This is a genomic window from Actinomadura rudentiformis (assembly GCF_008923185.1).
Classification (GTDB): Bacteria; Actinomycetota; Actinomycetes; order Streptosporangiales; family Streptosporangiaceae; genus Spirillospora; species Spirillospora rudentiformis.
The window spans coordinates 298978-319100 of the sequence record NZ_WBMT01000011.1 but is presented as its reverse complement, the minus strand read 5'-3'; the positions used below and the strand labels follow the sequence as shown (position 1 = coordinate 319100).

12 protein-coding genes, 1 other RNA gene and 1 pseudogene are annotated in these 20123 nt (G+C 69.8%); 6 read left to right on the top strand and 8 right to left on the bottom strand.

Annotation, left to right across the window (positions count from 1 at the left end; all coding sequences use genetic code 11):
• Window positions 1-46 precede the first annotated feature (46 nt).
• Both F8566_RS24350 and F8566_RS52345 read right to left on the bottom strand, forming a co-directional pair.
• Window positions 47-1189: an MFS transporter gene (locus tag F8566_RS24350; RefSeq protein WP_151563681.1), complete on the bottom strand. Its 1143-nt coding sequence runs from the start codon at window positions 1187-1189 to the stop codon at window positions 47-49.
• A 75-nt stretch (window positions 1190-1264) separates the two neighbouring features.
• Window positions 1265-1387: a hypothetical protein gene (locus tag F8566_RS52345; RefSeq protein WP_264159407.1), complete on the bottom strand. Its 123-nt coding sequence runs from the start codon at window positions 1385-1387 to the stop codon at window positions 1265-1267.
• Here F8566_RS52345 and F8566_RS50070 point away from each other — a divergent pair.
• On the top strand, window positions 1364-2089 hold the full coding sequence (locus F8566_RS50070; RefSeq protein WP_151563679.1) for an RICIN domain-containing protein: 726 nt from the start codon (window positions 1364-1366) through the stop codon (window positions 2087-2089). The genes F8566_RS52345 and F8566_RS50070 overlap by 24 nt on opposite strands.
• Here the strand turns inward: F8566_RS50070 and F8566_RS24340 are convergent.
• Together F8566_RS24340 and F8566_RS24335 are read right to left on the bottom strand one after the other, a co-directional pair.
• Window positions 2082-5396, bottom strand: a complete 3315-nt coding sequence (locus F8566_RS24340; protein WP_151563677.1) for a BTAD domain-containing putative transcriptional regulator — start codon at window positions 5394-5396, stop codon at window positions 2082-2084. The two genes, F8566_RS50070 and F8566_RS24340, sit on opposite strands and share 8 nt — an antisense overlap.
• A 130-nt stretch (window positions 5397-5526) precedes the next feature.
• Window positions 5527-6903 carry an NAD(P)/FAD-dependent oxidoreductase gene (locus tag F8566_RS24335; protein ID WP_151563675.1) on the bottom strand — a complete coding sequence of 459 codons (1377 nt, stop codon included), beginning with the start codon at window positions 6901-6903 and terminating at the stop codon, window positions 5527-5529.
• A 929-nt stretch (window positions 6904-7832) separates the two neighbouring features.
• Between F8566_RS24335 and F8566_RS24330 the strand changes: the two genes are divergently transcribed.
• From F8566_RS24330 to F8566_RS24320, 3 genes are all read left to right on the top strand, one after another.
• A complete protein-coding gene (locus tag F8566_RS24330) occupies window positions 7833-8414 on the top strand; it encodes a YbhB/YbcL family Raf kinase inhibitor-like protein (protein ID WP_225993469.1) in 582 nt (193 codons plus the stop codon).
• A gap of 250 nt (window positions 8415-8664) precedes the next feature.
• Window positions 8665-10788 (top strand): hypothetical protein, encoded by a 2124-nt coding sequence (locus F8566_RS24325; RefSeq protein ID WP_151563673.1) that lies wholly within the window; start codon window positions 8665-8667, stop codon window positions 10786-10788.
• A gap of 152 nt (window positions 10789-10940) precedes the next feature.
• Window positions 10941-13232: a SulP family inorganic anion transporter gene (locus F8566_RS24320; protein ID WP_151563671.1), complete on the top strand. Its 2292-nt coding sequence runs from the start codon at window positions 10941-10943 to the stop codon at window positions 13230-13232.
• A 384-nt stretch (window positions 13233-13616) separates the two neighbouring features.
• Here F8566_RS24320 and F8566_RS24315 read toward each other — a convergent pair whose 3' ends face one another.
• The gene (locus F8566_RS24315; protein WP_151563669.1) at window positions 13617-13871 is read right to left on the bottom strand and encodes a hypothetical protein; all 255 of its coding nucleotides are present in this window, start codon (window positions 13869-13871) and stop codon (window positions 13617-13619) included.
• Between the two features lie 480 nt (window positions 13872-14351).
• Window positions 14352-16511, bottom strand: coding sequence for an MMPL family transporter (locus F8566_RS24310; RefSeq protein ID WP_151563667.1), 2160 nt, complete (start codon window positions 16509-16511; stop codon window positions 14352-14354).
• A 186-nt stretch (window positions 16512-16697) separates the two neighbouring features.
• Here F8566_RS24310 and F8566_RS24305 point away from each other — a divergent pair, with 186 nt between their 5' ends.
• A complete protein-coding gene (locus F8566_RS24305; protein ID WP_151563665.1) occupies window positions 16698-17828 on the top strand; it encodes a sensor histidine kinase in 1131 nt (376 codons plus the stop codon).
• A pseudogene (locus F8566_RS24300) lies at window positions 17825-18478 on the top strand (response regulator); the annotation flags it as partial. The gene F8566_RS24305 and the pseudogene F8566_RS24300, both read left to right, overlap by 4 nt.
• Window positions 18479-18492: 14 nt before the next feature.
• Here F8566_RS24300 and rnpB read toward each other — a convergent pair.
• Window positions 18493-18907: RNase P RNA component class A (gene rnpB, locus F8566_RS24295), an RNA gene on the bottom strand.
• 91 nt (window positions 18908-18998) lie between these two features.
• On the bottom strand, window positions 18999-20123 hold the full coding sequence (locus tag F8566_RS24290; protein WP_151563663.1) for a bifunctional RNase H/acid phosphatase: 1125 nt from the start codon (window positions 20121-20123) through the stop codon (window positions 18999-19001).

Genomic DNA, 20123 nt, shown 5'->3' with positions numbered 1-20123 from the left:
AGGGCACCGCCGCCGTTTTCGTTTCCTGTCCCAAATCTCCACGCCGTCAGTGGTGCGGGCCTCGGGTGGTCACTGCGGCTGCCAGGGCGAAGATCGCCACGGCCAGGAGGGCTGTGGTGGCGCCGGTGGGGCCTTGGTCGAAGAGGCGGCCGATCAGCAGATCTCCCACGCAGGCGAACATTCCGGAGCAGAACGCCAGGACGCCGTAGTACGAGCCGAAGCGGCCCTGCGGGGCATGGCGGGCGGCGCGTTGGAAGATCGATGGCTGGATCAGGCCGTTCGCGATGCCGTTGAGGACGGCCGCGAGCATCAAGAGGTCGGTCTCCGTCCCGTCCAAGGGCGCCAGCACCAGGAACGTGGCCGCCGCGCACAGCAGGCCGAGACGCAGGACCCACGGGCGTTCGCCACGGTGCTTCGCGGCCACGAACGGCTGGGCTGAGGCGGCCACCGCAGCCAGCACGCAGAAACTGAGGGTCGCCATGCTGGGCGTGAAACCCAGGAGCGGCACGGCGGTCATGATGTGGTTGGCGAGGAGGGTCGTAGGGGCGGTCGCCAGGGCGAAGAGCAGAAATGAACGGTCGCGGAAAGCCGCTCGGACGCCCGCAAGGAGATCGCGGGGAGCCGACTCATGGTTGTGGCGTGGCAGGAAGAGGAAGAGGGCTCCGGCGAACGCCCACAAGACGGCGCCCGTTCCCGCGACGAACGCGAAGCCCGGGGTGAGGAGTGCGAGCCCCAAGGGCGGACCCACCACCGTTCCGATGTGCTGGGTCGCCACGTAGGCGGCGAAGCCTTTGGAGCGGCGGGCAGGAGTGACGCCGGCCAGCATGCTCTGAGCCGCCGGGTGGAGGAGCGCACCGCCCGCACCCATGAGGACGGCTGCGCAGAGCAACGCGCTCAACCCCTCGGCGGTGCCCAGAAGGACGAAGCTCAGCGCGCGGACGGAACACGCGATCGTTCCGGTGCGGCGTGCGCCGAGCATGTCGGTGAGGGGTCCGACCGGAAGAAGAAGTGCGTACTGCACGCCGAGCCGGACGCCGAGGATCAACCCGATCGTGCTCGCCATCAGGCCCACGTCATGCCGGAGGTGCGCGACCAGATGCGCCATCACGGAGAAGTAGCCCAGGCTGGCGGCGATCTGGGCCGTGACCATCGTCACGATCACCCGGCGATCGGAGGTGGGGGCGGTCATGAGCACGGGACAGAGCAGACCAGAGGGGCATCCGGCCGGTCCAATATGGACACGGCTGCGGTCCTATAGGCGAATTCATATCGTTGGCCGCTCCACGGGCAGCCCGGCCGCGAGGGCGACCACGGCGGCGGGCCGGGTGTGCAGGACCGTGCGGGTGAGGGTGCCCAGGCAGAGATGGAAGAGACCGCAGGAGATCATCAAGCATGTCGTGAACGACCGGCCGCTTCCCACCTGAGCTGGGCCGGAGACGGGCCGGAGACGCGGTCGGGGTTGGCTCTGGGGCATCACCGACCTGGGGAGACACCTATGTCCCATCACCTTCGCACGCTCGCTGTAGTCGGCTCGGCCTGCGCCATCTCCGCCACGTTGCTCTCTTCGGCGGCCTCGGCCGCGCCGGGATCGCCTGGGCCTGCTCGTGTGGATGCTGCCGGGGACGCCACGGCTCTGAAGCGCCCTGCGTGGACACGCCTCCGGGCAGAGCACTCCAAGAAGTGCGTGGAGATCCCTGGCTGGTCCAAGCGGCAAGGAGTGCGCGCCGACCAATGGTCCTGCGTGAAGCAGGCGAACATGCAGTGGGCACTCTGGCTGGTCCAGGCCCCGGGGGCCGGCGGCGTCCGGCACCACATCTACGCGATCCAGAACCGGAACAGCGGGCTGTGCCTCACCGTGGACGCCAAGCGGAACGGCTCCTCCGTCACGCAGCGGCAGTGCCGGAACAAGAAGTACGGCGACAACTACACCAAGCAGCTGTTCTGGTACACGCCCGACAACCGGTTCTTCAGCCAGTACGCCAAGGGCAAGTGCCTGGACATCGCCGGAGCCAGCAAGCGCAACAGGGCCCTCACGACCGTCTGGAAGTGCAGCTACGCCAAGAACCAGCGGTTCAAGAACATCAAGTGACCAACGGCGGAGGGCGTTCCAGCGCGAAGGTGCTCAGGACGTCGTCCAGGGTGACGGCGAGGCCGCGTTCATAGGCAGTGGTGAACGCGGTCTCGCCGAGGACCTTGCGGGTGGCGGCCTCGACCAGCAGGACGTCGCGCAGTGACTGGTCGCGGCTGCCGCGCAGGCCGTCGGCCGCGCCCAGCCAGTATGCGGAACGTTCCGCGTCTCCTTCGCGAAGAGCAAGGGCGGCGTGGCCCACCAGGACGAACGCGATGATCGGGTGGTCCACGGCGTGCACGGCGGCCTGCAATGCCTTGATGAGCCGTGTCCGGCCCGCCTCGACCTCGCCGAGGCCGAGGGCGAGATGACCCTGCGAGCACAGGACCATCGCGCGGATGTGCGGCGGGCCGGTATCGGCCGAGACCAGCTCGTACGCACGATCGAGGTGCCTGGTGGCCCCGGTGACATCGCCATCGTGGCGTGCGATCTCACCGAGCTGGCAGTGCAGCGCCGCCATGCTCTCGATGCTGCAGACCCGTTCGGCCTCGCGGAGCGCGACGTTGAGCATCTTGACGGCGCGGTCCCTCTCACCGAGCAGCGCCAGCTCGTTCGCCAGCTTCACATGGCTATGGAGGATCGGCACGGGCCCGCCGCCGAGGGCGTCGTTGAGCCGGATCGACTCCTCGTAGAGCGTGACGGCTTCGCCGTGGTCGCCGCGGCGGCCGGCGAGTTCGGCCTGGGCGGTGAGGGTGAACGCGAGCCCCCAGCGGTCGCCGATGAGGCGGAAGGCCTCCAGCGCGCGGGCGAAGTCGTCGGCGCCCGCGTCGTGGTGCCCGTAGTTGAGCGCGAACTGGCCGCGGATGAAGTGGCCCACCCCGCGTACCCACGGATTGGAATCGTGCAGGAGCGGGTCTATGAGCGTGACCGCGTCCTCGTCCCAATCCATCAGGTACATCTTCAGCGCGACGTTCGTCACACGCAGCGTCGGCTGCAACTCCTCGTCGGCGTGGGCGTCGCAGATCCGGCGTACCCGCATCAGCAGGGCGACGCTCTGCTCGTTCTTGTAGTCGCCGTCAACCATCATCATCGCGCCGATCGCCATGGCGACCGCGGTCGTCTGGTCCTCGGGCAGACCAGGCAGATTGAGCACCCACATGATGGTGTCGGTGCTCTCCTTGAGCTGCCCGCGCAGGAACCAGTACCAACCGAGCCCTGCGCAGAACCGCACGGCCAGCGGCGCGTCACCGACCGAGATCGACCACCGCAGCGCGGCATGCAGGTTGTCGTGCTCGGCAGCGAGCCTGGCAATCCAGTACACCTGCTCGTCGCGGTAGAGGTGGGGTTCCGCGGTTTCGGCCAGCTGGACGAAGTACGTGGCGTACGCGCGTCTGATCTCCTCTTCCTCGCCCGACTCGGCCAGCCGCTCCAACCCGTACGCGCGGATCGTCTCCAGCATCCGGTAGCGGGGCTCCCCCTGGCCGTCGCTGATAGTCACGAGGGACTTGTCGACCAGGGCGGTCAGCACGTCGAAGACCTGGTCACGAGGGAGCTCCGGACCGGCGCACACCTCCTCGGCGCTCGCCGCGGTGACGCCGCCGGTGAAGACCGCGAGCCTCCGCCACAGCGCGCGTTCAGCCGGATCAAGCAGATCCCAGCTCCATTCGACGACGGCACGGAGCGTCTGGTGGCGCGGCAGCGCAGTGCGGCTGCCCGATGCCAGGAGGCCGAACCGGTCGTTGAGCCGGGCCGCGACCTGGCCGGGCGTCATCGCGCGCATGCGGGCGGCGGCCAGTTCGATCGCCAGCGGCATCCCGTCCAGGGCCCAGCAGATCTGCGCGATGTCGGCGACGTTGCCGTCGGTCACCGCAAAGCCGCGGGACACGGCCGCCGCGCGATCCGCAAGGAGCCGTACCGCGGGATAGTTCAGCGCGTGGCCGGCTCGCACGCCAGGAGGGGGTGGTGGGAGCGGGTCGACGGGCCACAGCGCCTCGCCCGTGATGCCGAGCGGCTCGCGGCTCGTCGCAAGGATCCGCACACCCGGGCAGTCCGCCAGCAGGCGGTCCGCCAGATCGGCCGCGGCGTCGAGGAGGTGCTCGCAGTTGTCGAGAACGAGCAACAGCCGCTTGCGCGCGAGCGCGGCGGCCAACCGGTCCAGCGGATCGTTGATCTCCCGCTTCACGCGCGCCGCGCCCGCCTGCCAGACCGTCTCGCGCAGCCCCAGCGCCGTGAGCACGGCCTGCGGCACCTCGGCCGGGTCTGTGATCGGCGCGAACTCGACCACCCACACCCCGTCCCGCACCCGGCCCAGCCACCGCTCGCCGGTCTCCAGCGACAGCCGCGTCTTCCCCGCGCCACCCGGCCCGGTCAACGTCACAAGCCGCTGCCCGGCCAGCAACTCGCTCAGCTGGGAGAGATCGTCGTCCCGCCCCACAAAGCTCGTGATCCGCGCCCGCAGATTCCCGACCGGCCGCGCCCCCGCCGCCTCGGAGTGCATGGTCTCGCCTGCATCGGCCGCCGCCTGCTGGATCGCGTGCGCACCGTTCGCTGAGGCTGTCTGTGCTGCGCTCGTGCTGCCTGGGATTGCCCGGCTGGTCATGAGAAGGGTCGGGTCTTGGCGGAGGATTGCCAGGTAGACGTTCTCCAGGTCGGGTGAAGGGTCCACGCCCAGGGTCTCGGCCAGGGTGCGTTTGGCCGATTCGTATTCGGCCAGGGCCTCGACCTGGTGGCCTGCCGCGTACAGGGCTCGCATCAGCTTTCCGCGGAGCGGCTCACTGAGCGGGTCGGCGGCGGTCAGCGCCCGGAGCTCCGGAATGAGCGAGGTGTGGCGGCCGAGGGTGAGATCGGCCTCGATGCGCTCGTCCAGGGCGGTGCGGCGCAGGCCTTCGAGGCGCGCCGACGGTCCCTCGGCGAACGGGCGGCCCGCCACGTCCTCAAGCGCCGGGCCTCGCCAGAGCGCGAGGGCCTCCCGCAGCTCGGCCGCGCGCTTGGCCGGGTCGCCTGTACGGAGTGCACCGGCGACCCTGGCCTCGAAGTCGTGGGCGTCCACGGCCGCGGGCGGGACGAGGAGCCGGTACATGCCCGGCTTCGACTCCAGGTGCTCGCGACCGATCACCGGGCGCAGCCGCGACACCAGCGACTGCAGGGCGTTGGGCGCGGCGCCCGGCGGACGGTCCTCCCACAGGTCGTCGATCAGCCGGTCGGCCGAGACCGTACGGTCCGCGTTGAGAGCGAGCAGGATCAACAGGGCGCGCAGGCGTGCGCCGCCGACCTCGACAGGATGGCCGTTCGCGGCCACCTTCAAGGGCCCGAGGATCCCGATTCGCACCCGTTGATTCTCTCCCAAGCCGGCCCGTTCCGCCCATGCGCGGATCACGCCCGTGCCGAACGAGAACGCCCCGCCGATCCGGATGTGGATCAGCGGGGCGTCGTCGTGAGCCGTCAGGAGGCGTGCGCCGTCAGGCGACCCTGTCGGCCTTGGGCGCCTCGATCTGCTTGACGTCGTCGGTCGCCGCCAGCTCGAAGTCGGCCCGCGGCTGCTCGATCGTGCCGAGGGAGATGGTCTCGCGCTTGAAGAAGAGCGCGAGGGTCCAGTCGGCGAGCACCCGCATCTTGCGGTTGAACGTCGGCACCATCATCCCGTGATAGGTGCGGTGGAACCACCAGGCCGGCAGGCCCTTGAGCTTGAAGCCCATCGGGTTGGCCACGCCCTTGTGCAGGCCGAGGCCCGCCACCGCGCCCAGGTTGTTGTGCGCGTACGGCTTGAGCGACTTGCCGCGAAGGGCGCGGACGATGTTGTCGCCGAGGAGCTTCGACTGCCGCAGCGCGTGCTGGGCGTTCGGCGGGCAGAACATGCCGTCCTGGGTGAGGTCGGGCACCGCGGCGTTGTCACCCGCGGTCCAGGCGCCCACCACGCCCTCGATGGTGAGGTACTCGGTGGCCTTGATCCGGCCGCGGTCGTCGAGCGGGAGGTCGCTCGCCTTGACCACCGGCGAGGGCTTGACGCCCGCGTTCCAGACCAGCGTCCCCGCCGGGAAGGCACTGCCGTCCGACAGCTCGATGTCGCCGCCGACCGCCGACTTCAGGAGCGTCTTCATCTTGACGTCGATGCCGCGGCCGCGCAGCTGCTCGGCGGTCCACTTGCCCATGTCCGGGCCGACCTCAGGCAGGATCCGGTCGGCCGCCTCGACCAGGTAGAAGCGCAGGTCGCGCGGGGTGACCTTGCGCATGTACTTGGTCGCGTCACGGGTCATGTCCTCGATCTCCGCGACCGCCTCGACGCCCGCGAAGCCGCCGCCGACGAAGACGAACGTGAGGGCCTTGCGGCGGATCTCCTCGTCGTCGGTCGACTCGGCGATCTCCAGCTGCGCGAGAACGTGGTTACGGAGGTGGATGGCCTCGCCGACGGTCTTGAGGCTGATGCCGTTCTCGGCCAGGCCCGGGATCGGCAGGATCCGCGGCACGGCGCCGGCGGCCATGACGATGTAGTCGTAGGAGATCCGCTCCGGCGGCCCGGCCAGCGGCTGCACGATCGCCCACCGCTCGTCGTGGTTGATCTCGGTGACCCGTGCGTTGCGGACGTTGCACAGGGGCAGCGTGCGGCGCAGCGGCACGACCACGTGGCGTGGGGAGATGTTTCCGGCGGCGGCTTCGGGGAGGAACGGCTGGTACGTCATGTACGCGTTCGGGTCAACGACGGTGACCTTGACCTCGCCCCGCTTGAGCTCGCCCTTGAGCTTCTTCTGCAGGCGGAGTGCGGTGTACATGCCCACATAGCCGCCACCCACGATCAGGATGTGGGGAGCGCCAGGGGTTCCCTCGGCGGTCCTGGCCATTGCGGCCTCCAAGTTCATGGTCGGCTTGTGAAGACATTCACAAACTACCGCATAGGCCGCGCCAAGTGCCAGTCAGAGACTGGTAAAGAACTCAAGAACTTTCCAAACCAGCAAGATGGAACGTTACGATCATGTGAACTTCTGCATTCCTTCGCTGGATATCGGACATCAGGGTACAGACGTCACATGATGAACGTCACAGCGGAGCCCCCCGGGAGCGCCGTCGCCCCCCGGGAGAAAAGGCCCGATCCACCCCCGTCGACCGCCTATGGTTGTGGCGGACGAGGAAGGGCGCACCACCGGTGCGGTGCGCCCACCGTGGAGTTGGACCGGATCCGGCAGTGCGCGGCGTACGATCTCGCCCATGAGGTCGGCCAAGCACAGCTTTACCCTTCCAAGGGGTAGGTAGGGCTGGGCTGCCTCTTAGGAGCCGGTCAAGCGCGGCTGCTCGTGAAGGGCGCGGCTGGGTGGCGCTGTCGTCCCGGAGGCCAGTCAAGCTCACCCCCATTGGGGTGGCTGGGCGAGACTGCTGCCTGTCGGACGGTCAGTCAAGCGCAGCTCACTCTTGAAGGGCGGCTGGGCAGACGTCGTCTCCGGAGGTCAGTCCAGTGAAAGCTTGTCCTTGGAAGGGACAGGCTGGGTCGTGGCTGCAGGATGGCGGCCAAGCTCAGCTCGTCCTTGAAAGGGTGGCTGGGCAGGGGCTGCAGGAAGGCGGTCAGGCTCAACTCGTCCCCTGAAGGGCGGCCGGGGCTGCATGATGGCGGTCAACTCGGCTCGTTCTTTGGAAGGACGGTTGGGCGGAGCTGCGAGACGGCGGCCAAGCTCGGCTGTCCCTTGAAAGGGTGGCTGGGCGGAGGCTGCGGGATGGCGGCCAGCTCGGCTTGTCCTTTGAAAGGTTGGTTGGGCGGGGGCTGCGGGAAGGCGTGTCGATGATGGGCAGGAAGCGGCGTCCAGGTGTGGCCGCGGTGGGCGTCGTGCTGCTCGGCGGGGCGCTGAGCGGGTGTGGCCTGATCGGGCTGCCCCAGAACAAGAGCGCCGAGCTCTCCGAGTGGTTCCCCGTGAGCAGCCAGGTCTTCCGCGATGGGCAGGACTTGCCCACACGCTACGGCTGCTCGTCGTACTCTGGCGGGCAGGGTAAGACGCCGCCGCTGCGGTGGACCGGCAAGCCCGCCGGCACTCGCTCGTACGCGATCGTGGTGGACGACCCGGACGCCGCCGACGGGGCGTACGTGCACTGGGTGATCGCCGGCATCGGCGAGAACACGCAGGACCTCGTCGAAGGCACACGGATCGACAAGACCTGGGTCCAGGGTCAGAACACCGGCAAGAAGGTGGGATATGAGCCGCCCTGCCCGCCACGGGGCGAGGAGCACCGGTACCGGTTCACCATCTACGCACTCAACGACCAGGCGCCGTTCAAACAGGGCGCGACGCTGAAGGACTCTCTCGAGGCCATCGCCAAGCACACGGTGGGCCGGGGCAGGATCATCGGGAACTTCGGGACCGAGTAGGCGCGTTCAACCCTGAGGCCGTTGGGCAAGTAGGGCGGAACAGGGCCTGAAGGGACAAAACTGACGGGGGTGTACCGGTCGGCCGGATTGGCCGATAGAGGCACGCCGTGTGAGGGTAGATGTGCGCGAAGGGTGTGACAACGGTCATAGCGGTCGGTCAGAATCGGTTTAGGCTCCCCTCGGGAACCCGGCCGCTAGCGATAATCAGGACGAACCCGCGGGCCGTAGGGCCAAGGCATTGGGTGGTGGCATGACTTCTTACATCGTGGTCTTCGGCCTCATTGTGGTCGTGGTCCTGGTGGTCGTCCTGGTGGCCTTGGGCATGCGGGCCAGCAGGGCGGCCCGCGAGGACGGCGACGACTGGATGGCCGACGAGCAGCAGCCGTCCAGGGGCTATCGTTCGGCCCCGGCCGACGAGCCGGCCGAAGACGGCTACGGCACCGGCTATGACGGCGCCTCCTATGGACCGGGCCAAGCCGAGCCGGGCTTCGACCGCCGGGTGGCGGGAGGCCAGGCCGGTGGTGGCCAGCCGGGCGGCGCGCCGCTCGCCGCCGGTCCCCTGGCCGCGCCCACACCCGCTCCCGCGCAGGCGGCCCCCGCGCCGCCTCCGCCCAGTGGCCAGGCCAGCGACGAAATGGCCGACGACGACTATTGGGCGACCATCACCTTCGACAAGCCGAAGTTCCCCTGGCAGCACGACGCTGCCCCGGAGAAGACCGAGGCCGAGCTCGCCGCCGACCCGCTCAACGCTCAGGGCGGCCCGCAGGGCCCCGAGCCGCAGTCCCCAACCGAACGTCCCGCCGCCGGCCTCACCCAGCCGGTCTCGATGAACGACCTCGGGCACGGCCCGGGCGGTCAGGGCCCCGGCGCCCCGGCGACCGGCGCCGTCGGCGGCCTGCTCGGCTCCCGCAACGGCGCCGACGCGCAGGCGGTGCCCACGCCCCCCGCGTCCTTCACTCCGGCCGCCGCGCACTACGCAGGTGACCCGAGCGAAACCGCCGCCGACCTCCAGGCGTTCGGCTCCGGCACCGGCCCGCAGCCCGCCTTCGGGGGCGCGGGCGACCAGTCCTTCGGCGGCGGGGGCTCCGATCAGCAGCCCTACGGCTCCCCGGATCAGTCTCCTTACGGCTCCCCCGAGCAGCCCGCGTACGGGTCGCCGGACCAGTCTCCCTACGGCACTCCCGACCAGCAGCAGCCCTTCGGCGCCCCCGAGCAGCAGCCTTACGGCTCCGGCCCTGAGCAGTCCCCGTACGGCGTGGGCGACCCGTCACCGTACGGCGCTCCGGACCAGCAGCCGGCCTACGGCAACGGCTCCCAGGGTGCCTACGGCGCGGGTGACCCGCTGGGCACCTCGCTTCCGGCCCCCTCGGCGGGTCCGGCGCGCCAGGAGTCCTACGACCTGCCCATGTCCTCGGGGCCGCTTTCGAGCGACCCGCGCGTGTCCGACCCTCTCGGCCTGCCTCTCGGACGCACCGACGAGCAGCCTGCACGCGGCTACGAGCCCCCTGCGGCTCCCCCCGCCCCTCCGGCCCCGCCGGCACCGTCCCACGCGGAGCCCGTGAGCCACGGCGGCTGGGACGGCGGCGGCTCCTCCGGCGGCGACACCGACAGCAACAAGCTCCCCACCGTGGACGAGCTGCTCCAGCGCATCCAGACCGACCGGGCACGTTCCGCCGGGGGTGGCGGCGCCGGGGCTCTCGGTGGCGCGGGTTCGCAGCCGGAGACCCCCTCGTTCGGCAGCGGCCTGAGTGACCCGCTCAATGACCCGCTCAACACGAGCAGCGGCTCGTCGTCCTCCTACGGCTCCACCGGTCCCTGGTCCACGCCGGCCTCGGCGAGTGCCGGGTACGACAACGACCAGTCCGGACCGTCCGGCACCTTCTCCGGCACACCCGGCAGCGGAACGGGCGGCGGCGGTTACGGGCAGAACGACGGCTACCCGTCGGCGCCCGCCTACGGTGACAGTCCCCGCTACGACGACCCGCTCGGCGGCGGCCGCGAGTCGTACGGCTCGTACGGCACCGGCTCGGGGTCGGGCCCCGGCTCCGCCGGCAACGGCGCGGGCGACAGCGGAGAGCCCGGTCGCTACACCGACTTCAGCGGCAGCAGCTACAACGGCGCGTCCGACCCGCTGTCGGCGCCGACTCCTCAGGACACCGGCTCCCAGGGCGGCGGTTACGGCGACTCGGGCTCCACACAGCAGTTCGGCAACGGCTACTTCGGGTCGCAGCAGGGCTACGGCAACTCCGGGCAGGCCGGAGGATCCGGCGGCGACACAGGTGGCCAGTACGGCTCCTCGTACGGCAGCGGCAACTCCCGCCCGCAGCAGCAGCAGCCGGACGACTGGGAAAGCCATCGCGACTACCGGCGCTGACCGGCTGAATATCAACGAAACGGAGGGCGGCCCCCAGGGCGCCCTCCGTTTCGCGTTCGACGGCCCGGACCCTCCAAGATCTACGCAGTCCGGGCCCCTTGGTTTGTGTCATCCCGGGCGGACATGATCCAGCTCGTGATTGCATACCATGCGTGACGTTCTCGACACTCAACGTATCCATACTTCGACGGGACCTTCCCGCCTCGTTCGTCGTCTTCCTCGTCGCGATCCCGCTGTCATTGGGCATCGCGGTGGCCTCCGGGGCACCGATCGCCGCCGGACTCATCGCCGCGATCGTCGGCGGTATCGTGGCCGGCCTGCTGGGCGGTTCGCCACTGCAGGTCAGCGGACCCGCGGCGGGGCTCACCGTGATCGTGGCCTCGCTCGTCCAGACCTACGGCTGGCGCGCGACCTGCACGATCACGGCGTTGGCGGGCCTGCTGCAACTGGCCCTCGGCGCCGCAAAAGTGGCTCGGACGGCACTGGCCGTCTCCCCCGCCGTCGTCCACGGCATGCTCGCCGGAGTCGGCGTCGTGCTCGTTCTGGCGCAGGCGCACGTCGTTCTGGGCGGCAGGCCCCAGCATTCGCCGCTGAGCAACGTACGGGAGCTTCCGGGACAGCTGATCTCGTCCCACTCCCACACGGTCATGCTCGGCCTGCTCACCATCGCCGTCCTCCTGGCCTGGGAACGGCTCCCCAAAGGCCTGAGCCCCACGGCGTTGCACTGGATCCCCGCGCCGCTTCCTGCCATCGCCATCGCCACGCTGACGTCGTGGGCGCTGGGCTGGGAGACTCCGCGCGTCGACCTGCCGGACACCCTGCTGGGCGACTGGCATGCGCCCGCGCTGCCCCATGGCCGTCTGCCCGAGATCGTCGGAGCGGTCGTCTCGGTCGCCGTGGTCGCGGCCGTGGAGTCGTTGCTGTGCAGCGTGGCCATCGACCGGGCCCGGCCGCAGGGCGTACCGCGCGCCGACCTCGACCGCGAGCTCCTCGGGCAGGGCGCGGCGAACGCGGCGTCGGGCCTGCTGGGCGGCCTGCCGATCGCCGGCGTGATCGTACGGAGCACCGCGAACGTGGCGGCCGGCGCCCGGTCCCGCGCCTCCACCGTGATGCACGGGTTCTGGGTGCTCGTGCTGGCCCTCTCATGCGGGCCGGTGATAGAGCAGGTGCCGCTGGCGGCCCTGGCGGCGCTCCTCGTGGTGCTCGGCGTGAAGATGATCGACACCGCCCGGGTCCGTGACCTTCGTCACCACCGCGAGGCGCCCGCCTACTTCGCCACCTTGATCGGAGTCGTACTGCTGGGGCTCGGCGAGGGCGTGCTGCTCGGCATCGGGATCTCGGCCGTGATGGCCTTGCGGCGGCTCACGAGGTTGTCGGTCCGGGTCGAGCAGGCGCTCCCGGTCCCGATCCAGGCCATGCCCGGATCCCCTGGCCCTGCGGGGCAATGGCACGTGATCGTCGAGGGCACGCTGACGTTCCTCGGCGTGCCCAAGGTCACCAAGGTCCTCCAGCAGGTCCCGGCCAGAACGAGCGTCGACCTGGACCTTAATGTGGACTTCATGGACCACGCCGCGTTCGAGGCGATCCACGAGTGGCGGGTCGCCCACGAACGCCAGGGAGGGAGGGTCGACATCGATGAGGTTCACGAAGGTTGGTATGAAAGAGCTGTGACTGGGGATATGTCGCCGCCGCGTAAATCGTCCCCCAGTGCCCGCTGGTGGGCACCCTGGGCGAATCGACGGCGCCGCCACGAAGAACTCGACGCACCGGACGTGTCGCCGAGCGCCCTGCTGCTCGCCGGCGTCCGCGAATACCACGGCCGCACCGCCCGGCTGGTCAAGCCGATCATGGCGGAGCTGGCCTTCGAGCAGAAGCCCGAACACCTGTTCATCACCTGCGTGGACTCGCGTGTGGTGCCCAACATCATCACCGCGAGCGGTCCCGGCGACCTGTTCATCAACCGGAACGTCGGCAACCTCGTCCCGCGCTTCGGCTCCCGCACCCATGACGACTCGGTGGCCGCGACGGTCGAGTACGCCACCAACGTGCTCGACATCAGGACCATCACGATCTGCGGCCACTCCAACTGCGGCGCCATGGCGGCGCTGCTCGCGGGCGGCACCGAGATCGACCACCTGCCGGCCCTGTCGCGGTGGCTGAAGCACGGCAACCACAGCCTCGCCAGGTTCCTGGCCACCGAGCCCGAGGAGGGCGTCCCGCCACTCACCCGGCTCTGCCAGATCAACGTGATCCAGCAGCTCGACAACCTGCTGACCTATCCCTGGCTGCGCAACCGCGTGGAGGCCGGGAAGCTCGAACTCGTCGGCCTGTATCTGGACCTGGAGTCCGCCGAGGTCAACATCCTCGACCGCTCCACCCAGTCCTTCGTCCCCGTCCCGGACGAGGCTCCCGGCGACACCGACAACACCCGGGCCCTCACCTAAGAACGATCATGGGTCGTCCCCCGACAGGACGACCCATGATCACCCGGCCCACGGCACCCGCCACCGTGGAACCGTGCCCACCCGAGCTCTAACCGAAGCTCCGACCGCGAGGGACCTCCCAGCGCCAAACCGCCCGCGTTTGTGGCTGCCGATCGCCCGCCCCCGATCTTGTGGAGGCCGGTCTTCTGCCTCCGGCCGGCGGAGCCGATCTTCCGGCCCCGCCTTATGGACGGCTGGCCGTCCGCCACAGACCCTTTGGTCGGCCGGTCGTCTGTCTCCGGCCTTGCGGGGTCGGTCGTCGCGGCGGCCAGTACGCCTTCGGCTTTATGGCGGCTGGTCGTCCGCTGCTGGTCTCTCAGCAGCGGATCGGCCGCCATCGGGTCTTCAGCGGCCGACGAGTTCGTCCTCGCCGGTCCGGTCCCCGTGTTCGATCATCCGGGTGTGGTAACCCGTGTACTCGTCCCTGCGAGCGGTGTAGTCGTCGCGGATGTACATGCCTGCCACGCGGCGCGCCCACCGCGTCTGACCGGTCGCCGGAGCGTACAGGGCGTCCCGCCGACTCGACCGCGAGAACGCGGCCACCAAGATCAGTGGCACCAGCAATCCGACGAGCGCGGCCACCGCGATCACGATGAACATCGGCGCTCCTCTCCGCGGGGCGTTCTTCCGGGGCCCCGCCGCCACCGCCGATCTCCCCCAAAGGCGATCAGCTGTACCTTGGACGTTAGAGGCGCTGTTTCCGCTCCTTTGTGTCGTGTGACCCGAAGCTACCGAGATGAGACACACTTCCCGTTTTGGTGTGAACGAGGTGCGGAGGGGGAAGGGTACGTAAGTCGGCCTGTTGCCGGGGCCTGTTGCCGGGACCCACCGGACACGGACGGTGATGTGGCCCCCTCACGGGGCAAGTTCGCCGGGGGCGCCTGTTTTAGGCAGCCTCTTGTCAGATAAAAGCCAGAGTCGACTGCCTCAATTTGGTACACAGACCTGGTCGCCGAAGGCTTTTGCATAATACGGTCCGCTGCCTTGGCGGACCGCATTTAGTCGGCCCTTCAGTGCGCACGGGTCTGCATTCCTCGGGACGTGAAAAGAGTGCGGGGACAGACGTCCCCGCACTCCAGGTCAGGCTGTGACCTTTTCTGATTGTGGAGGTGAGGGCGCCTTTTGTGCGCGGCGGCCGGGCATCCACCAGTTGGCTTTTCCGCACAGTTCCATCACCGCGGGAACGAGGATCAGCCGGACGATGGTGGCGTCGATGAGCACGGCGGCGGCCATGCCCAGACCTCCCTGCTTGACCGCGAGGTCGGGGCCGAGCAGGGAGGTGGTGAAGACGGCGATCATGATGGCGGCCGCGGCCGTGATGACTTTGGCGGTCCGCGCCAGGCCTTGCGCCACGGCCGCGCGGGTGTCACCGGTCCGCTCGTACTCCTCGCGGACCCGTGAGATCAGGAATACCTGGTAGTCCATCGACAGGCCGAACAGGACCGGGAACATCATCATCGGGACCCAGGTCGTGACCGGCATGGCGGCGGGGAATCCCAGGGCCGGGCCGAGCCATCCCCACTGTACGACCGCCACCACGACGCCGTAGGCGGCGCCGATGGACAGCAGGTTCATCACGGCGGCCTGCAGGGCGATCGTGACCGATCGGACCAACGCGATCAGCAGCACCATGGACATCGCGATGACGACCGCGATCATCAGGGGCAGGCGCGAGCCGGACTCCTCGGCGGCGTCGATGGTGCCGGCGTTCGGTCCGCCGACGAGGACCTCTTCGCCGCCGGGCGCACGGGGCAGCACCTCGTCGCGGAGCTTGTGCACCAGGTCCACGGTCGCCTCGTCCTGGTATCCGGTCGTGGGGAAGGCCATGAAGATGACGGCCTGCCCGTCCTTGCTGACCCGAAGTGGCGTCGCGTGGGCGATGCCCTCGGTCTTGCCGACCGCTTCGACGACGGGACGCAGATCGGCGCCCTTGGATCCGACCTCGCCGGCGAAGATCAGGGGCGCTCCGTAACCCGGACCGAAGCCCTCAGAGAGGATCTCGTGCGAGATGTAGCTGCTCCTGTCGCGGGGCTGAACGCTGGCGTCGGGCTGGCTCAGCCGCATCGACAGCATCGGGGCGGCCAGCAACAGCAGGCTCGCACCGGCCAGCACTGCGGCGATCAGCGGCTTGCGCTGCACCACGCCGGCCCAACGCTCGGCGAGGGTACGGCGCTCCTGGGGCGGGGGGCCGACCCGGCGGGACGCGCGACGAGGCAGACGCAGTGAGTTGATCTTGTATCCGGTGAAGCCCAGGAACGCGGGCAGCAGTGTCACCGCGGCGATCATCGTGATCAGCACCGTGATCGACGTGGCGACGGCCACCCCGGTCATCAGCCGCTGTCCCATGACGACCAGGCCCAGCAACGCGATCACGACGGTCGTGCCGGCGAACAGCACCGAGCGACCAGCGGTGGTGATGGCCGTGACCGTGGCGCTCTCGGGCCCATCGTCGTCCCGGAGGCCGTCCTTGTAGCGGGTCACGATGAACAGCGCATAGTCGATGCCGACACCGAGCCCGATCATCGCGCCGAAGATCAAAGTGAAGTCCGGCGCGGGGACCAGGTGCCCCACCAGCTTCGTCAGCGCCAGGCCGGCCGCAATCGCCAGGAGGGCGGTCACGATGGGCAAGCCCATGGCCACCAACGACCCGAAGGCGATGAACAGGATCACTGCTGCTGCCAGGATGCCCACGCTTTCGGCCGAACCCTGCGGGGGCGTCTCGGCCTTTTCCGCCATGTACCCGCCCAGCCCCAGCGTGACGCCGTCGTCAGAGGCGTTCTTCACCGTGGCCACCAGGGGCTTGACCTCGTCCTTCGTCACGTCCTGGTCGGTCAGCGGGATGACGGTACGGGCGATGCGACGATCCGCCGTCACCAGATCCTTGTCCTGGTACGGCGAGATCACCGGTCCTGTGACAGGTGAGGCGACCAGATCGGCGATGGTCTTCTCGATCTTCTGCCGGGCGGCGGGGTCGTCGATCCCCTTGTCCGCCTTGATCGCGAGAGTGAGCGTGTCGCCTTGCTGCTCGGGAAAATGTTTCTCTATCAGTTCCTGTGTTTTCGCGGACCCGGAGTCTCCGCCGGAGAAGTCGTTGTCGGGGGCGGCGCCATAACCGAAGCCGGCGAACGCCACGACTATCACACCGACGACCCAAGTCAGGAGGACCAAACGGCGGCGCCGGTAACAGAACCGGGCCAGTCCCGCCAGAATTCCATTCGTACGGGGAGTCTCGCTCTTCATGGCCTGATCTTGGCTGCCGGCCGCAATGCCGGTCGTCCCCCGAGCGCATGCACTTCGCGCTACGGCTAATGGCGCACCCTGTTACCGCGGGAGCCGCAGGCACCGCGAAAGTACTGCGTTCGCGGTAGCCGGCTGCTCATCCGCGAGCAGGAGTGGCACGCGACGGGGCGCGGCTAAGGTGCGCTTATGAGCACAGGACTGTCCGGTGTCTGGGCCAAGGCCAGGGGCTGGACGATCGCGGTCTGCGTGGTGGCGATGGTGCTGGTCACCGCGCTGGCCGAGGATCACCCCGCCACGGATCTCGACCTGCTCGGCTACGCGCTGGTGGTGACGAGCGGCCTGGCGCTGGCCGCCGGCCGCCGGGCCCCGGTTCCCGTCCTGGCCGTTACCGGACTGTGCGCGCTGGGCTATCAGGCCATCGGTTTCGACGTGCCGGCCGTCGCGTACCTGTTCGCGGTGTACGCCGCCGTACGCGCGGGGCACCGGATCATCACGCTGGCGGGGACCGTGACCCTGTTGGCCACTCTCCCTCTCGCCGCCATGGTCTCCTCGCCGGACGGGTCCACGGCCGACGCGTTCGCACAGGCCCGAGGCGCCTTGGAGCTGGCCTGGCTGGTCGCCGCCGCCGCCGCGGGTGAGGCGCTGCGGCAGGCCGAGCGGCGGGCGGACGAGGCCGAGCGCACCCGGGAGGAGACCGCTCGGCTGCGCGCGTCCGAGGAACGGCTGCACATCGCGCGCGAACTCCACGACTCGCTCACCCACCAGATCTCGATCATCAAGGTGCAGGCCGGCGTCGCCGTCCACCTGGCCCGCAAGCGTGGCGAACAGGTGCCGGAGGCCCTGCTGGCGATCCAGGAGGCCAGCAGGGAGGCGACCCGGGAGCTGCGAGCGACCCTGGAGACGCTCCGCGACGACGACAGGGCCCCGTCGCATGGGCTCGACCGCGTCCCGGACCTGGTGGAACGGGCACGTGGGACCGGCCTGAACACGACGCTGATGATCGAAGGGCAACGGCACGACGTGCCGGCCGCGGTGGACCAGACCGCCTACCGCATCGTTCAGGAGTCGCTCACCAACACCGCCCGGCACGCCGCCGCCGCGACGGCGTCGATCCGGATCAGCTACCTTCCGGAAACCCTCGCCATACGGGTCGACGACGACGGCAAGGCCATGCCGGGCACCGCCCCGGTCCCCGGCACCGGGCTGCTCGGAATGCGTGAGCGGGTCACCGCCCTCGGCGGCCACCTCCGCGCGGAACCGCGCAGCGAGGGAGGCTTCAGCGTCCAGGCCGAGCTCCCCGTGGGCCGGCCGTTGTGATCCGTGTCCTGCTGGTCGACGACCAGCCGCTCCTCCGGGGAGGTTTCCGGGCACTGCTGGACGCCGAGGACGACTTCGAGGTGGTGGCCGAGGCCGCCAACGGCAAGGAGTGCCTGGCGCTTGCCAGGGAGCACCTGCCCGATGTCGCCCTCATCGACATCCAGATGCCGGTGATGGACGGCATAGAGACGACCCGGCGCATCGCCGCGGACCCGGCCCTGGCCGGCGTGCACGTCGTCATCCTGACCAACTACGGCTTCGACGAGTACGTCTTCAACGCGCTGCGCGCCGGGGCCGCCGGTTTCCTGGTCAAGGACATCGAGCCGGACGACCTCCTGCACTCCGTACGCGTCGCCGCGCGCGGTGACGCCCTGCTCGCACCGTCGATCACCCGAAAGCTGATCAGCCGGTTCGTCGCCCAGCCGCTCAACCTGGCGACCGGCGCGGCGCTGAAGGAGCTGACCAACCGCGAACGCGAGGCCGTCGCCCTGGTCGCGCAGGGCCTGTCCAACGGCCAGATCGCCGACCGCATGGTGATCAGCCCGGTCACCGCGAAGACCCATGTCAACCGGGCCATGATCAAGCTTCAGGTCCGCGACCGCGCCCAGCTCGTGGTCCTCGCCTACGAATCCGGGCTGGTGGCCCCCCGAAGAGGACAGGAAGGCGGACGAGCCGGCCTGTAAGCCGGGTTCTGTGCCCCGCCGCGCCTTGCGGCGGGCGGGCGACGGCCATCCATCTCGGACCGCCGTTGCCGGCGGTCTCCAGCGACCTACCCGCAGGCTCGGGCGGGCAGCCCTCGAACGCCTGCGCGGAGAGCCTGTCGGCTCACCTTCTTGACCTTGCTCCAGGTGGGGTTTACCGAGCCGCCCACGTCACCGTGGGCGCTGGTGAGCTCTTACCTCACCGTTTCACCCTTACCACCGGCGAACCGGTGGCGGTCTGCTTTCTGTGGCACTGTCCCGCGGGTCACCCCGGGTCGGCGTTACCGACCACCTTGCCCTGTGGAGCCCGGACTTTCCTCGGCGGGAGACCCTTGACCTCGGCCAGTGGCCTCCCGACGCGGCCGTCCGGCCGGCTCGTCCGCCGTGTCTCACAGGCTACCGCTTCAGGAGAGGTCGCCGAAGACGCGGTCTTGCGCTGCCGTAGCGGGCTGAGGGTGTCCGAAAGCGGTCAGTCCAGCAGGTGGTGGGTGTCGTTGAACGCGCGGAGGCTGGCGGGCCCGTCGTCGTACCAGTGGATCGACGACAGCGACGCCACGTCCAGCTGCATCCGGAAGAGCGCTCCCATCGGGGCGCCCAGCGCCTCCTTCACCAGGAGCTTGATGGGGGTCACGTGCGACACGACCAGCACGGTCTGGTGCCGGTAGCGCACCTTGAGCTTGTCCAGCGCGGTCCGTACGCGGCGTTCGGCCTCGACGAGGCTCTCCCCGCCGGGCGGCGGCGCGGACGGGTCGGCCAGCCAGGCCTTCAGCTCGGCGGGCCAGCGGTCACCGGCCTCGCGGAACGTCAGCCCCTCCCACGAGCCGAAGTCGGTCTCGCGGAAGCCCTCCTCGACCCGGACCTCGGCGCCCGTCACGGCGGCGACCTCGGCCGCGGTGTCGCGGCAGCGGCTCAGCGGCGAGGTGACGATCGCGTCGATCGCCCGGCCTTTGAGCGCCATGGCCGCCGCCCGCGCCTGGGCCACGCCGTGCTCGGTCAGCGGGAAGTCACCGATCCCCGCGAAGCGCTTCTCGACGGAGAGCGGTGTCTCGCCGTGCCGCAGGAGCAGGGTCTTCGTCGGCGTCGTCGTGGCCCCCGACCACGCGGGGGCCGCCACCTCAGGGGTGGGCGGCGGCTCCTCCTCCGCTGTGTTCTCCTCCACCGTGCGGACCCAGTGCTCGCCGCGCGCCGCCGCGTCCATCGCCTCGTTGGCCAGGCGGTCGGCGTGCGCGTTGCGGTTGCGCGGGATCCAGGAGTAGGAGACCGAGCCGAGGCCGTTCGCCGCCTCCCGGGCCTCCAGGGCCAGCGGGATCATGTCCGGGTGCTTGATCTTCCAGCGGCCGGACATCTGCTCGACGACGAGCTTGGAGTCCATCCGCACCTCGACGCGGGCACCCGGGTCGACGGCGGCGGCGGCGCGCAGACCCGCGATCAGGCCGCGGTACTCGGCCACGTTGTTGGTGGCGTGGCCGACCGACTCGGCGACCTCGGCCAGCAGTTCACCGGTGACCGCGTCGCGGACCAGCGCCCCGTATCCGGCCGGACCGGGGTTGCCGCGCGATCCGCCGTCCGCCTCGACGACCAGTTTCCGCGCCAC